Annotated in this window: 12 protein-coding genes; all 12 read left to right on the forward strand. The window is 49.8% G+C overall.

What is annotated here, in order from left to right; genetic code table 11:
* The first annotated feature begins 50 nt into the window (after positions 1 to 50).
* The 12 genes from fumC (at position 51) to ACFPB1_RS24145 (ending at position 14,707) form a co-directional block, all read left to right on the forward strand.
* Positions 51 to 1,427, forward strand: a complete 1,377-nt coding sequence (gene fumC, locus ACFPB1_RS24090) for a class II fumarate hydratase (protein ID WP_379228712.1) — start codon at positions 51 to 53, stop codon at positions 1,425 to 1,427.
* Positions 1,428 to 1,536: 109 nt separating this feature from the next.
* Positions 1,537 to 2,499: an aldolase catalytic domain-containing protein gene (locus tag ACFPB1_RS24095; protein ID WP_379228713.1), complete on the forward strand. Its 963-nt coding sequence runs from the start codon at positions 1,537 to 1,539 to the stop codon at positions 2,497 to 2,499.
* 222 nt (positions 2,500 to 2,721) lie between these two features.
* Entirely contained in the window at positions 2,722 to 3,324 is a 603-nt protein-coding gene (locus ACFPB1_RS24100; RefSeq protein WP_379228714.1) for a hypothetical protein, read from the forward strand.
* 366 nt (positions 3,325 to 3,690) lie between these two features.
* Positions 3,691 to 4,959 (forward strand): ATP-binding protein, encoded by a 1,269-nt coding sequence (locus tag ACFPB1_RS24105; RefSeq protein ID WP_379228716.1) that lies wholly within the window; start codon positions 3,691 to 3,693, stop codon positions 4,957 to 4,959.
* Positions 4,919 to 7,591, forward strand: a complete 2,673-nt coding sequence (locus ACFPB1_RS24110) for a CD3337/EF1877 family mobilome membrane protein (RefSeq protein ID WP_379228718.1) — start codon at positions 4,919 to 4,921, stop codon at positions 7,589 to 7,591. Before ACFPB1_RS24105 ends, ACFPB1_RS24110 begins: the two co-directional genes overlap by 41 nt.
* Positions 7,592 to 7,604: 13 nt before the next feature.
* Positions 7,605 to 9,479 (forward strand): glucosaminidase domain-containing protein, encoded by a 1,875-nt coding sequence (locus tag ACFPB1_RS24115; RefSeq protein ID WP_379228719.1) that lies wholly within the window; start codon positions 7,605 to 7,607, stop codon positions 9,477 to 9,479.
* Positions 9,480 to 10,141: 662 nt separating this feature from the next.
* Positions 10,142 to 10,516 carry a BlaI/MecI/CopY family transcriptional regulator gene (locus ACFPB1_RS24120; RefSeq protein ID WP_208848620.1) on the forward strand — a complete coding sequence of 125 codons (375 nt, stop codon included), beginning with the start codon at positions 10,142 to 10,144 and terminating at the stop codon, positions 10,514 to 10,516.
* Between the two features lie 2 nt (positions 10,517 to 10,518).
* Entirely contained in the window at positions 10,519 to 11,754 is a 1,236-nt protein-coding gene (locus tag ACFPB1_RS24125) for a M56 family metallopeptidase (protein WP_208848619.1), read from the forward strand.
* A 511-nt stretch (positions 11,755 to 12,265) separates the two neighbouring features.
* On the forward strand, positions 12,266 to 13,093 hold the full coding sequence (locus ACFPB1_RS24130) for a hypothetical protein (protein ID WP_208848618.1): 828 nt from the start codon (positions 12,266 to 12,268) through the stop codon (positions 13,091 to 13,093).
* Between the two features lie 601 nt (positions 13,094 to 13,694).
* On the forward strand, positions 13,695 to 14,090 hold the full coding sequence (locus ACFPB1_RS24135) for a DUF4258 domain-containing protein (RefSeq protein ID WP_208848617.1): 396 nt from the start codon (positions 13,695 to 13,697) through the stop codon (positions 14,088 to 14,090).
* 76 nt (positions 14,091 to 14,166) lie between these two features.
* Positions 14,167 to 14,400: a hypothetical protein gene (locus ACFPB1_RS24140; RefSeq protein WP_240546245.1), complete on the forward strand. Its 234-nt coding sequence runs from the start codon at positions 14,167 to 14,169 to the stop codon at positions 14,398 to 14,400.
* 109 nt (positions 14,401 to 14,509) lie between these two features.
* Positions 14,510 to 14,707: a hypothetical protein gene (locus ACFPB1_RS24145; RefSeq protein ID WP_208848615.1), complete on the forward strand. Its 198-nt coding sequence runs from the start codon at positions 14,510 to 14,512 to the stop codon at positions 14,705 to 14,707.
* Positions 14,708 to 15,003 lie beyond the last annotated feature (296 nt).

Below are 15,003 nucleotides of genomic sequence, written 5' to 3' on the forward strand. Positions count from 1 at the left end.
GGACGCCCGAGGCGCGAAGCGGCCATTATACGGCGGAAGGGGCCAGGACGATGGAGTATCGGATCGAAAAGGATTCCATGGGCGAAATCAAGGTCGAGGCGGACCGGCTATGGGGCGCGCAGACGGAGCGCAGCCTCCATAATTTCAAGATCGGCACGGAGAAAATGCCGCGCGAGCTCATTCAGGCGTTCGCGTATTTGAAGAAGGCGGCCGCGGCCGTCAATAGCGGGCTCGGCACGCTCGACGATGCCAAGGCGGGCGCGATCGCGGCGGCGGCGGACGAGATTCTCGCGGGCCGATGGGACGGCGAATTCCCGCTGTCGGTCTGGCAGACGGGCAGCGGCACGCAGTCGAACATGAACGTCAACGAAGTGATCGCGCGCCGGGCCGGCCAGCTGCTGGCCGAAGCGGGCCGCGACGCCAAGGTGCACCCGAACGACGACGTCAACCGCTCGCAGAGCTCCAACGACACGTTCCCGACTGCCATGCACGTGGCGGCGCTGATCGCGGTCGAAGACGCGGTGCTGCCGGCCCTCGCGCAGCTCAAGGCGACGCTCGAACGCAAGCGCGACGCGTTCGCCGGCATCATCAAGATCGGCCGCACCCATCTGCAGGACGCGACGCCGCTCACGCTCGGCCAGGAGATCGGCGGCTGGGTCCGCATGCTGGAGAAGGCGGAGCGGAACATCGGCGCGGCGCGCGAGGAGCTGCGCGAGCTGGCCATCGGCGGCACGGCCGTCGGCACGGGGCTGAACGCGCCGCCGGGGTTCGGCGAGAAGGTCGCCGAAGCGATCGGCGGTTACGCGGGCAAGCGCTTCGTCAGCGCGCCGAACAAGTTCCAGGCGCTGACGAGCCACGATGAGCTCGTCTTCGTGCACGGCGCGTTCAAGGCGCTGGCGGCGGATCTCATGAAGATCGCCAACGACGTCCGGTGGCTGGCGAGCGGCCCGCGCTGCGGCATCGGCGAGCTGCGCATTCCGGAGAACGAGCCGGGCAGCTCCATCATGCCGGGCAAGGTGAACCCGACCCAGTGCGAGGCGCTGACGATGGTCGTCTGCCAGGTCATGGGCAATGACGCCGCGATCGGCTTCGCCGCGAGCCAGGGCAACTTCGAGCTGAATGTGTTCAAGCCGGTCATCATCCACAACTTCCTGCAGTCCGCGCGGCTGCTGGGCGATGCGATGCGCTCGTTCGACGAGCACTGCGCCGCCGGCATCGAGCCGAACCGCGAGGCGATCGAGCGGTATTTGAACGAATCGCTCATGCTCGTGACGGCGCTCAACCCGCATATCGGGTACGAGAACGCGGCGACCATCGCCAAGGCGGCGCACCAGGAAGGGCTGACGCTGCGCGAAGCGGCGATCCGAAGCGGCCTGATCACGGCCGAGAAATTCGACGAGGTCGTCCGCGCGGATACGATGATCTGACGAAACGCGGCAACGCGTATACGCTTTAAAGCGATAAAAAATTGTTTTGCGTTCATGGCTATTTTCAAGTATGATGGAAAAAAAGTATGGGCCAAAGGAGTACACGCACATGACCGCAAAGAAGAATAACTGTAAAATCGTCGACTGCACGATCCGCGACGGCGGACTTGTCAACAATTGGGATTTCAGTATCGAGTTCGTTCAGCACCTGTATCAGACGTTGAACGACGCCGGCGTGGACTATATGGAAATCGGCTACAAAAACTCCCCGAAGCTGCTCAAAGGCGCGGATTCGGCAGGCCCGTGGCGCTTCCTGGACGACGACTTCCTGCGCAAGGTCATTCCGCATAAGCTCAACACGAAGCTGTCCGCCCTGGTCGACATCGGCCGCGTGGACGAGAACGACATCCTCCCGCGCGAAGAGAGCTTGCTCGATCTGATCCGCGTGGCGTGCTACATTCAAGACGTGGAGAAGGCGCTCGAGCTCGTGCAAGTGTTCCACGACCGCGGCTACGAGACGACCCTGAACATCATGGCCCTGTCGAACGTCATGGACAACCAGCTGCTGGAAGCGTTCGAGATGATCGAAGCGAGCGTCGTCGACGTCGTGTACGTGGTGGATTCCTACGGCAGCCTGGATCCGAAGGATTTCGAATACTTGATCTCCAAATTCAAAAAGCATCTGCCGAGCAAGCGTCTCGGGGTCCATACGCATAATAACATGCAGCTCGCCTTCGCGAACACGCTCATCGCGGTCGACAACGGCGTGGAGCTGCTGGACGCGTCCGTGTACGGCATGGGCCGTGCGGCGGGCAACTGCCCGACGGAGCTGCTCGTGGCGCATCTGAAGAACACCAAGTACAACGTGCGCCCGGTGCTCGACATGATCGAGCGCTACATGGTGCCGCTGCGCGAGAAGGAAGAGTGGGGCTACATCATCCCATACATGATAACGGGCATGTTGGACGAACACCCGCGTTCCGCGATGGCGCTGCGCGAGTCCGACGACAAGGACAAAGTCGTCGATTTCTATGACAAGCTCACGACGCCGGAAGTGCTGCACAGCAAATAGGCGCCGCCGCTGAGAAAGCTCCCGAGCCGTTCCGGTTCGGGAGCTTTTTTTTGTGCGCGCGGCGAGGGCGGGGACGGCCATGGCGGTAACCTCTTCCCGCCCGCTCGCCCTCCTTAGGCTCGGCGGTCCCCGGCGCGGTTTGTTATTGCCATTTGACGCGATCCGCGGTATGCTCGGAATGATTTTTGAACGTTTCGCTATGTCCGAAAGGAGAGGCTGCCCATGAATGAAGCATTGCTGCTGATCACGGAACGACTGGAGAACCGCCAATCGCTGCAGGCGCTCATGCCGAAGCGGGTGTGGGACGCCGCGCTGGACGAGCGGATCGCGGAGCTGCCGCTCGCGCTGTCGACCGCGCCTCGGGCAGACCGTCCGGCGCTGATCGCGCTGAAGGCGGGCTTGCACCTGCTGAACGAGAGCTTGGCCGTCTCCCATTCCTACGCGCAAGAGATCGAGGATGACGCCACGGGCCGCTATTGGCACGGCATTATGCACCGCATGGAAGGCGACTTCTCGAACGCGAACTACTGGTTCCGCATGGCTGGCGCCCATCCGGCCATGCAGCGGCTGCAGGACCGCGCCGCGGATTGGATCCGGAACGGCACCGTCCTGAACGACCTGCCGGCCGGGCCGACTCGCGACGGCCTCGCGGACATTGCCCGCCGTGCGCGCTGGGACGCGAGCGCGTTCACGGGCCTCGTGCAGCTGCAGGAAAGCGGCCGCGCGGGGGAGGACGCGAGAAGCGCGCTGGAATACGTGCAGCATCTCGAGCTGGCGGAGCTGTTCGCGCATACGTGGCAGGCAGCGAAGCACGCGCTGGGTTAATTACAGGCTAGAAGCTGCGCCCGCCGGTCTCTGCACCGGACGGATGGCGCCGCGGCGCCGAAAACGAACAAAAGGCCGTATCTTCCGGTATAGGAGGATACGGCCTTTCAGCGATGGACTGGCGGCGGCGGATTCGACGGACGAGGCGAACCGGAAAGCGCCGCAGCCGGCCGGCTTTCGCGGGGCGCAGGGAACGTTTTTTTGCCGAACAAGCCGAATAATCGGTAACGATCGTCCCCGATTTTCATAGACCAGTGGCTCTTATTCAACGACTTTATCCCGGGCTCTCCCCGCTACGTATCCGATTATATTCAGCGGATACCGCCTGAGACGCTTGCTGCCGGCATGATTGGGGCCACTCAAAGCTTGGGAGACGGGAAGGGACTTTATATTGGCACAACCGGCTCAAACCAAAATCCGGTCTATGTGGATCTCCGTCATGCCAGTCAGATTAACCGCTCGCCTTCGTTTAGCATTACAGGTACATTGGGCGGTGGTAAATCGGTACTCTTAAACTTGCTTGGCTATCAAAACACGATTAACGGCGGCAAGACCTTGATGTTCGATCCAAAAGGCGAACGATCGCATTGGCCGGATATGCTGCCCGAACTTAAAGGTCATATTCAAGTCGCCACCCTTTCATCGGCACCAGAGGATGTCGGTAAACTCGATCCGTTCGTCATGCTGAAGAACATTGAAGATGCTAAGGAAGCCGCCATGGACATCCTGGCCTATCTCAGTTCAGTCAAGACGGACACGATTGGATACAGTTACATTTCCCAGTCAGTCATGCGCGTCGCCTCTGAACCAAAGCCCTATCTCACCAAGTGTATTGATGTCCTCCGTATGATGGGGGAGACGCGCCATGAGGCAGCGGTCATTGCGGAGGTTCTGCATAGCTTTGCAGACCTGTCATTCGCAAAGCTGCTCTTCGGCAAGGGCGACCATAAATCGATTAACATGGATTTCGCCATGAATATTCTCCAGGTTCAGAACTTGAAGATGCCGCCCGTCGAGAAACCGCCGGCCAACTATTCCTTAATCGAGAAGATGTCGATTGCAACCATGTACTCGATTGGTAGTTTCATGGATTCCTTTATCTACTTCGACCGAGGTGTCTTCACGCTTGCCAATATGGACGAAGCCTGGGCTATTCTAGCCACGCAAATAGGCAAGGAAATGGCGAACCGCGTCATCCGGACGGGACGCTCCTTGAATGGTGGACTTGGCATTGCAACGCAAAATGCGACCGATATGGCCGGTGACCTCGCCGGGAATATCGGCATGAAATTTGCCTTCCGAGATCAAGACAGGGAGAAAATAAACAACACGTTAGCCTATTTCGGCTTAGAACGCACGCAGGATAACATTGATTTGATTCGAAACCTAGAGAATGGGCAATGTCTCATGCAGGACATCTATGGCCGAGTTGGCGTGCTTTCGGTCGATGTGGTGTTTCAGCATCTTTTCGATTGTTTCGATACGAGACCGCCTGAAACAGCGGAGGGAGAAGAGGTGCCTGAAGAGGAACATGAATTTTCCATCCTAGCGCGATTTGCGCAGTATCAGGCGGAAGCGGGAGGGGAGGATCCGCATGATCTCGATGATGCAGATGCCGAGGATTCGGATGATTAACCTCCGTTCGCGCTTTATCTTTAGCATCGTCCTAACGCTTCTCCTTGCTTTCGTGGTATCCGCAACGGTCGTGTCCGCGGATGCGATGGATGAGATGATTCCAAAAGATACATCGACGAACACGTTATACAACACGTATCCTTCCTCCCATTATTCGTTTCAAACGGTTTCCCCCGAGCGGCATTTCTGGCAGATCGGCGCGAAGGCTAATGATAGTGTAAGTCGCATTTACGATCAGATGCTGTCTGGGGGCTTCTTAATCGGGGTTCAAATCACCCGCTTCTTCAACTTTATTGCTCGAGAAGCGTTTACCTTTTCCTACATGAATAGCCTTATCGACGGTGCAGAGGAAATTATTCAAAATATCTCCGGCATCCGTTATGGCACCCTCGGCAATGGCCTTTGGAGCGGGATGTTTGGCGTCTTTGCATCCATTACGCTGCTTGCCGTGCTCTGGCAAATCGTCCGATTCAGGTTTCTGGATTCTCTACAGACCATGATCTCCTTTCTCATTGCCCTTGTCGTCGCATTCGCCTTCTTTACACAGGCAGGGACCTTCCTCACGTTCTTGAATGACACGGGCAACGAGGTGGCCGCGTCGATGTATGCCGGGCTGGCCAAACCAGGCGGATTGAGCTCGTCCACCACGACAGGCGTCGAAGCGATTAGTGAACAAATCTGGATGGAGCTCGTCATGAAGCCGTATGGCATGCTGCAATTCGACGACGCGACAGCCTACGAGACGCATACGACGGAAGTCGATAAGGTGCTGAGGTCGCAGCCATGGTCAGACGATCGAGACGTGGCCTTAAAAGCAGCGGAATCCGACTTTCCTGCGGTTAACGATGTGCGTTCAGACGAACAGATGATCGTCCTATTATGTAATGCGGTATTCGGCTCCATCATTATCGGCCTATTAAGCTTTTGGTCGCTAGCCACGATCTATGTTCGACTAAAATTGCTGATTCACGCCATGGTCATGGCGGTCACACTGCTCGCTTCCCTGTTGCCCGGGAGGGAAGCGGGGCTGTCTGTGGTCCGGTCTCAATTTCTCAAGCTAATTGGCCTTATGCTCATGTGCGTGTTCACCATGTTCTTCCTTGATTTATCCTTAGTGGTCGGGCATATGGTCTATAACCTGGTGGCCGTAAAAGCGAAAGCGGGATGGTTCGCGGGCATGTTGCTCGAGTCCGTTGTCATCTTTGTCGTCTTCAAATACAAGGATGAACTAGGATCCGTCTTCTCCAAAGCCGCCGGCCATATCCCAATGCCGGCAAAAGCAAAATCTACGATGGTCGATGCGGTTCAGCGTAATGTAACCCGCTCCCTGTATAACAAAGGCCTTTCCAAAGTAAGCGGCATGTTCAATAAACAGGAGACTGAAGGGGTTCCGAGCTCGTTTAATCCGAGTGCCCTGTCCAAATCAAACGAAAACTTGAACGACGCGACAACGGCGAGCATGCAACTGCGCTACCAAAGACAAAAAGAAGCCGCCGAGCAGATCGCCGCAGAGACGGGGCAGCCCGTGCAATATACGCCGTTTGTATCGAGCGTCAACGCGAACCTCCGGACCAATACGAAGAATCCTTTCCGTGGGATGGACAAAGAGTGGAAGGAGGAGAAAGGAAGACTGTCCGCGGTTCAAAAAGATGGGGGAGACGTGCGCCAAGCCATTCTCTCGCAGGGCATTTCCGAGGAAATGAACGACCAGCAAGTGGCGGCGACGATGTATGCCAACGAAAACGCGATACGACAGGCATCCACCTTCATGGTCAACCGCCCGAAAGCGGTCGTAGGTCAGCTGCAGCGGGCAGGTACGCTGAATCAGAACCGAAAGCTGGAGACCAGCGTGAACGATTTCGTCATGGTGGAGCTGTTCCAGCGATATAAAGTGGAGTATATAGCAGCGATTGACACATCGGCAGCCTTGGGCGAGTCCGTCAAACACTCCGATTTTGTAAAGAAGATGGACGAGCGTTTCATGGAAGCGGGATTAACGAGCACGAATCAAATCAACCAGGTGATGACAACGCGCAAAGGCCGGATTTCGTATGCCTCGCGATTTGAATCGATGCCGGAGTTCGGAAAGAAAAAGGACGATTTGCTTCGAGCGAATGAGGCATTCCGGAAGGCAACCGGAACCGTTGAGGAGGTGCATCGACCCGTTGCACCGATTCGTAATCCTGCTCCGAGTAGCACAGCGTCTGTTTTGAGAAACGCCCCAGCACTGCCTACAGCGACATCCAGGCGTGAGGCTCCGATCGCGCTAACGACCATTCCGGTGGTGCAAAACAAGCTCGATATGAGCCAGGTGAAGCTTCCTAGCGAACTGAAGAAGTCCATGGACGCCGCGCAAGAGAAGCTGTCGAAAACCGCGCGTATGGAAGTGGGAGATCGGCTTGAACTGAAAGCCGAGACGAACGTCCACGTGTTCTCGACGTTAAAGCAGCGCGTAACGCCTGAAGTATCCACCAACCTATCCCATCTAAACCAAGAGCTCGAGGTCATGCAGCGGGCAAAGGTAGGGAAGCAAACGGCGAAGGTAACTAAGGATACGAATCAAGTCGTAAAGAAAAACACGATGACAGCGCAGCAAACCAGAAAGAACCTGCAGCGCCCCATTGTGGAATAGGGGGCGCTGCACATTGGCTTCTCTTAAACTACCACGCTTAGACTTGAAGATTGCGAAGAGAGCTATGAAGGAGCAGTTGAAGAGAGAAGCCATGAGGCGGCTGAAAAACAAGCTGCGCTCCGCCTTCATCCATCACTTGGCAGGATTCTGGTGGGTGTATGCTATCCTGTTCGGACTTTTTGTTTTTCTGTACTTCATGGCTGCCGTAATCTCTTCCAGTCAGTCCCTTGCTGCAAGCGCCATTCTTACGGAAAGGTTCCTTCCGCCTCAGATCTATCATCCGGATTTAGAGAACCTAATTACCGATGGATTTGGCGAGCGCGTTCACCCGGTTACGGGTGAACGGAGCTTTCACACGGGCATCGATATCGGGGTACCGATCGGCACGCCCGTATCGAGCTCTCAGGATGGTGTCGTAACGTCCGTGATCTACCCGAAGGCTACCGATCCGGACGCGCTTAATACCGGCGGCATTAACGTTGCCATTGAAAGCACGGATGAAGAGATGCCTGGCACGACACGCTATCTGCATTTAAGCAATGCGCTTGTCGGCCCCGGGCAGACCGTAAAGAAAGGACAGATCATCGGGCTTTCGGGCAATACGGGCCGATCGACAGGGCCGCATCTTCATTTTGAGTACCTGCCGGATGGGAAGGAAGGGACTGATCCGTCCCCTTATGTGCTTTTCATAAGCAAGATTACCGATATAGCGAGTGAAGCCGCATTTAGCGCGGTTGGTGACGTCAATTTCTCTGAAATGAACGGGTACGATTTTAAGACCAACCCGCTCCTCTATATCAGTCATGCCTACATCGAGACAGCAGCACCTTCTTTTAACGAATCAGGCACCCTCTATACGCGCGATATGAACACAGGCACGGTTCTTGGCTCTGGCGCTGGAGGCGGCTATGAAGGGGGTGGAGGACCGGTTATAAAGGTGCCAACCACGATAGGGGTCCTGCATAATCCGTTCTTCATCCAGTGGGCGCCCTATGCCATGGATACCGAAAAGCGAACGGGGATTAAAGCCAGCGTGACGCTCGCCCAGATGGCACTTGAGTCAAATTGGGGGAGCGTAGATATCTGCAATAATGTGTTCGGGATCAAGGCCAACTCTTCTTGGAAAGGTCCTGTCTGCTACTCGGGAACGAATGAAGAAGACGCGAACGGTACCCATCATATCAATGCCGCGTTTCGCGCCTACCCGAGTTACACCGCCTCTTTTGATGACCATGCTTTGTTTCTCATTCAAAATCCGCGGTACACCGTCACCCGTTCTAAAAGGAATCCTTTTGAATGGGCAAACGAGCTGCAGCGCGCAACCTATGCAACCGACGGGCAATACGCAAATAAGCTGAAAACCCTCATGATGAACGATAACTTGATGAGTCTCGATCAGGATCGCGGGATCAATCCGGAAACGGGTGAGCCCTGGAAGGACGTACCCTATGATGGGTTTGTCCCGCTTCCGCCTTCTGCGCCATCAACACCGACGACTCCATCTAAGCCGGAGACGCCAATAAAGGAGAATACATCGGAATCCATTACCATTACGTTTGGCATTGAACAGCTCTATGGGACGTATGGCCGTCAGGTACATCGCACGCAGGTGAAAAAGCCCAAGCCTCCTGCCATTGGCACGGGTAGCGAGGACGATTCTGAAACCGAAGAGCAGGTAAGTTATACGAATTTAACCGATCCTTACACGGGAAGGCCGGTCATTAATTTGGAGAACTACAAGAACGTGGTACCGTATTATTCAGGAGAACTGGAAGCACCAAATGTCTATGTAAAGGATCTTCCGGACGCTATTGCGGTAACGCTGGAGTCTAGCTCCGCCGATGACCTACACGTAGCTCACGTCGATTTTGTAAAGGGGCAATACTAAAACGCTCAATTGATGGGGAATCTATTTGTTCGATGTGACGTATTTTTTCAAGTGAATCGGATGATAGCGATAAAGCAGTTCATCCGATTCAAACCTGTCCATCAGCTTCTTCGGATGGCGTTATTCTACAAAAATAGTGCCGCACTTGAGAATGACTCCATTTTGCCCCTTTAATAAACGTATTTGCTCCGCTTGTGGCAGCTTTGACTGACTCGAGTATGCCACGACGATGGCATACTCGAGTTTCGATTCATTCTCAAGTTCTACCATCAGGTCCCCTAGTTGTTAGGTGCTTGCTGCTTGCAGGATTGCCTCGGGTAGCTTCGTCTTTCATCAACGACTACGTTGTTCCCGGCTCCCCTAATTATAGCTGTTCGGTTGAATCACGTCTGAACATACGGTGATGCGTCATACCGTCGTTCCTAGCGCTTCTGCTTTATGTTCTGCCCACTCCTGCATGATCAACGCTCCCATGATTCGTATTTTGAGTGCCGCTGTCCGATAGCGGCAGGTACATGGGGCGTCGTCTTCCCCAGGGACTTAGACTTGTTCCAACTGTGAATTATGAACTGGAATCTGAGTCCTAATTTTATCTTGACGAGACTGGATTACACTTGTAATATTGAATCAAAGATTACATGCGTAGTCCAAGGAGGGGTTCTATGTTGCAATTTCCAAAGATCTCTGATTCGGAATGGGAAGTTATGAAGGTACTTTGGTTGGCCTCTCCTAGAACGGCCAATGAAGTGATTGAAGTTCTACAGGATCGTAAAGATTGGAGTCCCAAAACGGTTCGGACACTTTTGAACAGGCTTGTTGAGAAATCAGCGGTAGCTTATAACCAAGTGCAGCGAGTATATTCGTACTACCCGCTTCTGAAGGAAACAGAATGTATTCAATCCGAGACACAGTCGTTTCTAAGCAAAATATACGGAGGAGCGTTGAAGCCAATGCTCGTCAACTTCCTTAAGGATGACAAATTGTCAAAAGAGGATCTAGAGGAGCTTAAGGGCATTTTGGAGCAAAGGAGGGATTGATAATGACCACCTTAATTGCAAGTGCATTTAACTGGATTCTTGGAACAACGATCATGGCCTCGGTATTAACCTTGATTATTTTCGTATTAAAAGCTGTTTTTAAGGAAAAAATTAATCCCCGCTTAATGTATTTGTTCTGGGCCTTACTTTTTTTTCGACTAATAATGCCGTGGTCTCTTGTAAGTTCATTTAGTTTCCTTAACTTTATGCACTTGGAAACCTCAACGAGCTTATCCATTCTGCAACCTGTCCGAGAGATACCAACATCAGCTATTTCAGTAATTAATAATCTGAGCAACGTAGAAAGAGTTGCACTTTCAAGTAACTCAATGTTGCAGATACTGCCCTATTTTTGGATGAGCGGTACAGTACTACTAATTGGAATGATCATGTTAAATAATATTCGGTTTATGTTAAAGATTAAGCAACTATCAAGGGTTAAAGATAATGACACATTACTTTTATTAAAACAATGCAAAAACTTACTTAGAATAAAACGTGACGTTGTATTATTGGAAACCAACTTAATTTCGAGTCCAACATTGGTTGGGGTTTTGCGCCCTAGACTTTTATTACCACAAGATGCGTTACACACCCTATCATATAAAGAATTAAAATATGTATTTTTGCATGAACTATCACATATTAAACGGAATGACATTTTATTTAATTGGATAACGAGCATTGTTCTTACTCTGCATTGGTTTAATCCACTTATGTGGATTGCCTACAATAAAATGCGTGAAGACCAGGAAATTGCGTGTGATTCACAGTCCCTATCTTATCTTAGTCTTACTGAGTCAAATGATTATGCTTATACTATTATTAAATTGTTAGAAAATACTATATTCCCAACTCGATTTATCCAGGTCGCTAGTATCTCAAGTAAGAAGAACCAGCTTAGGAGGAGACTCATTATGATTACAAACAATAAGAAGAGTTCTTATAGATTATCGTTTGCAGGTATTGCTGCTGTATTGCTTCTCACCGGTTGCGGCTTAACGATGCAAAAAACACATGAACATCCAGTAGCTAATGCACAACATTCTGGTACCTATTCTTCAAGTTCCGAGATGTTGTCCAAAGATGATTACAAACGAATGAGTGATATTATTATTGCAGTCAATAAAGGGGAACTGCCTGTATCCGCACTCAAAGACGCTGAACCCCTCCTTAAGCGGAATCCAAATTACATCTCAGATAAAACATGGGCAGAATATAAGGCCTTAAATAAATAGATATTTACACTGGGACATAAGTTAATAAGAATAAATATGTCAATTCAACTAAGGATCCGTCATCACGGATCCTTTCTTTTTCTCAAAGACAGTACATATACTGTAAAGGATTATTCTATAAGGATAGAGCTGTACTTAATAAGTTGCGATTATTAAAGTTTTATGCAATTTGTGATCATAACACTACCGACATTAAGCGACAGTAATCGACATAAGTGAGGAAATAGTCGGATGAGTGTAATTTTATTGTAATTTTATTGTAATATCCATTTTTTTAGGAATCAGGCAAAATAAATAAATAAAATTGAGCTAATATAATAAAGTTAGAAACTTTAAATAGAGAATGAAATGAGTTAAAATGATATTTTTTACATATTATAATATATTTATTATTTATATTCTAAATAAAATTTATGTAAATTTTTATAAGACCAAGGATATATTGTTAGTGTTAAGTAATAAGACTAAGATTATATTGTTCAAAAAAAATCAGAATAGGAGATGTTATTTAATGGTTACAAAAAAAGCACTATTGTCTACATTAATTCTAGGATTTAGTATCACGCCAAGTCTAGCTCTAGCCGATCCGTCACCGAGTTCAAATGAAGTTCAAATGGTTAAACATGTTGTTAACGATTTTTATAAGAGTCTAAACAACAATGATAGTCAATTGTATCTTCAGTCAATCGCAGATTCTAGTTCCCCAGCAAACAAATATGCCGCAGAGCATTTGGAAAATATCAATGTCAATTTCACTATTGTCGATGTAAAAAAAGTCTCTACCTCAAAATACGAGGTCGACATTCTAAAAAATCAAAATGGTGAACAATATCCAGTAATTCCGTATGATGTTGTTTTAGAAAATGGCGTCTGGAAGTATGACCCATCAGCAATTGTAATTTATCCAAAGGTTACAATGAAAAGTCTCGCAAAAGCCAATTCAACGCCTATTATCTATAACGCACCAATTATTAGCCAAAATGAAAATTTTGCAGTAGGTAAAGTAGATGCTGGCAATTCTGGGTTAGATTCGAGTTTTGCACCTATGTCTTTCTTAACTTATAATTTCAGTAATTATTCTACGGATATTTATGTCCCAGGTGCAATTCGAGTAGAGTCAATGCCTGGTGAAAACGACTACCCAAATGATACTTATAACTTTGTTGCAGCCGAAATTTATGAAAAGGATAGTAATGGCGATTTGGTATGGCTTAACTCAGCAATTTTAAGTGCTTTCGATAATCAGAATTATACATTTTCGGGGTATTACGGATACCATAAAATTTGGTGTGGAAATTATAACTATGGTACCCCAGGTAAATACAATGTAGTTTGGTAAAATATCAATATTTTGCTTATCCTAATACCCAGATTACCTTTATGTTAGAGGTAATCTGGGTATTATTACCAAAATGGTATCGTCTCTTTCCTAGAAAATCTTTAAAATTAAAAACGGGGACCGATAACACAATCGCATAGAAGTCGCCAAAAAAAGCGAAACGGGTTTATCATCATTGGCCATACTGAAACACCTGACGGACCAGCTCTTCGGATGCGCCTAGATGTTAAGTTGCCGTTCATTTAAAGAGGAATGTTAATTTATAAAAACAGTGATTGTCTGTTACTTAATTTTCACGTCTTTAGTGGTCTCTGTATTGAGACATTTAATCTAAGATTTCTGCTTCGCGTATGCATTGGAAGGCATCGTATTGGAATGATTGCCCAGTTGTGAATTTTAGAGTATAATCGAGACATAACAACTAACGATTATTATTTCTTCGCCGATTCATTTTCAGCGAAGCAGGAGCGTTGTCTTTCGACAACAATTGGAATATGCCTTGGGATTAGAAGTGCATGCCTTTTATTTGGCTATGCCCTTTTTTATTCCCAGGGCTTTTTTTGCGTTTTATTTACGAGTCGCAAAGGGGGGATATTGGAAGATGCACTATCGTCAGGTCAACTGGCCCTACGAACTGGAGTGTATTCGCAAAGGCATTACAGGAGAAGATGGTTTTTCAACTGACATTTCCAGACACTACATGGACGATCGACTTGATCTGCGTGGCTATGACCGTACGGACATTGCATGCGCGATTCTGACCGGCACCATCGTCGAAGGCTACTCCAGCGAGGCTAATCGAATGCGTTGTTCGCGTTCTTCTGGTCTGGTAACCCCTTCGCGATGCATTCTCGGCAGGAGCTTACAAGGGGAATGGTTCATTGTTGTGATTGGGCTTGTCAGCACGAGAAATTTTCGAGTAATTACCTGCATGCTGACGTCTTTCCGGCATCAGCAGTTGATTACACCATTGGAAAATGCTTTGGGGGTTCATTAAAACGATGGTACAATGGTGTCATAAGGAGCGTGATTTTATGACGCATTGTGACCGGTGTAAAGGGGAGTATAAGGATATGCTGACGACGGAGGTTGTCTCCTTCGAGGGAGGTATTCTGAACGTTCTGGACGTCCCGTTTCGAAAATGCGAATGCGATACGATCATCGCGCTTGGCGATGGCGTTATTGTAGACGGGTACAAGGGGTTGCTTGAGAAGAACGGGATTATCGGTGCAGTTACCGTATCGTTTGATAAGCTGAAGGAACGGTTTGGGCCGATGGATTTTATTCGTCCGCACCTCCAATCCTAGCAGCCGGAGGCAATTCGTATAGGTGAATAAAAGGGAGAATGACTTGCAGCCTATGGCCGCATGGTCATTCTCTCTTTTTTTATTGGAGCTCATTAGGAGGAGAAGCGCTATGTTTATCAGGATCTTGCGTCATTACAAGGGCGGAACGATTACGATTTCGGATGTACCTTTACCCAACGGAAACATGGAGATTGCAACAGAGGATCGTCAGTTCGTCGACAAGTACATTCGTGTACTGGAGGAGCTGAACATTCTCGGAGATATCGAAATTACCTTCGCTGAAGTAAAGAGCAAGTACAACCACTAGTCGGGGCCCTACATATGACAAGGGGTAATTCGAAAGAGAAAGGGATAATGTGAAATGCTACGGCCTTCCAATAAGGTGACGGTGCTTTTGTACATCTGCTACATCGTTGGGGCATTCGTCATGCTTGATCGGTTCTTAATTTACGGTCCATGAGTGACTCATTCCTTCCAAGGAGCCATTCCTGTAATGAATGAATTCGAGGTTTGAATGAAAAAAGCACCTTCTGTATACTGGGGAACGTTCCGACCAAAGAACAAATCCCAGCTCAGGAGGCACTCTACAATGAAGTATAAACA

Source organism: Paenibacillus sp. GCM10023250 (assembly GCF_042653205.1).
Classification (GTDB): Bacteria; Bacillota; Bacilli; order Paenibacillales; family Paenibacillaceae; genus Paenibacillus_Z.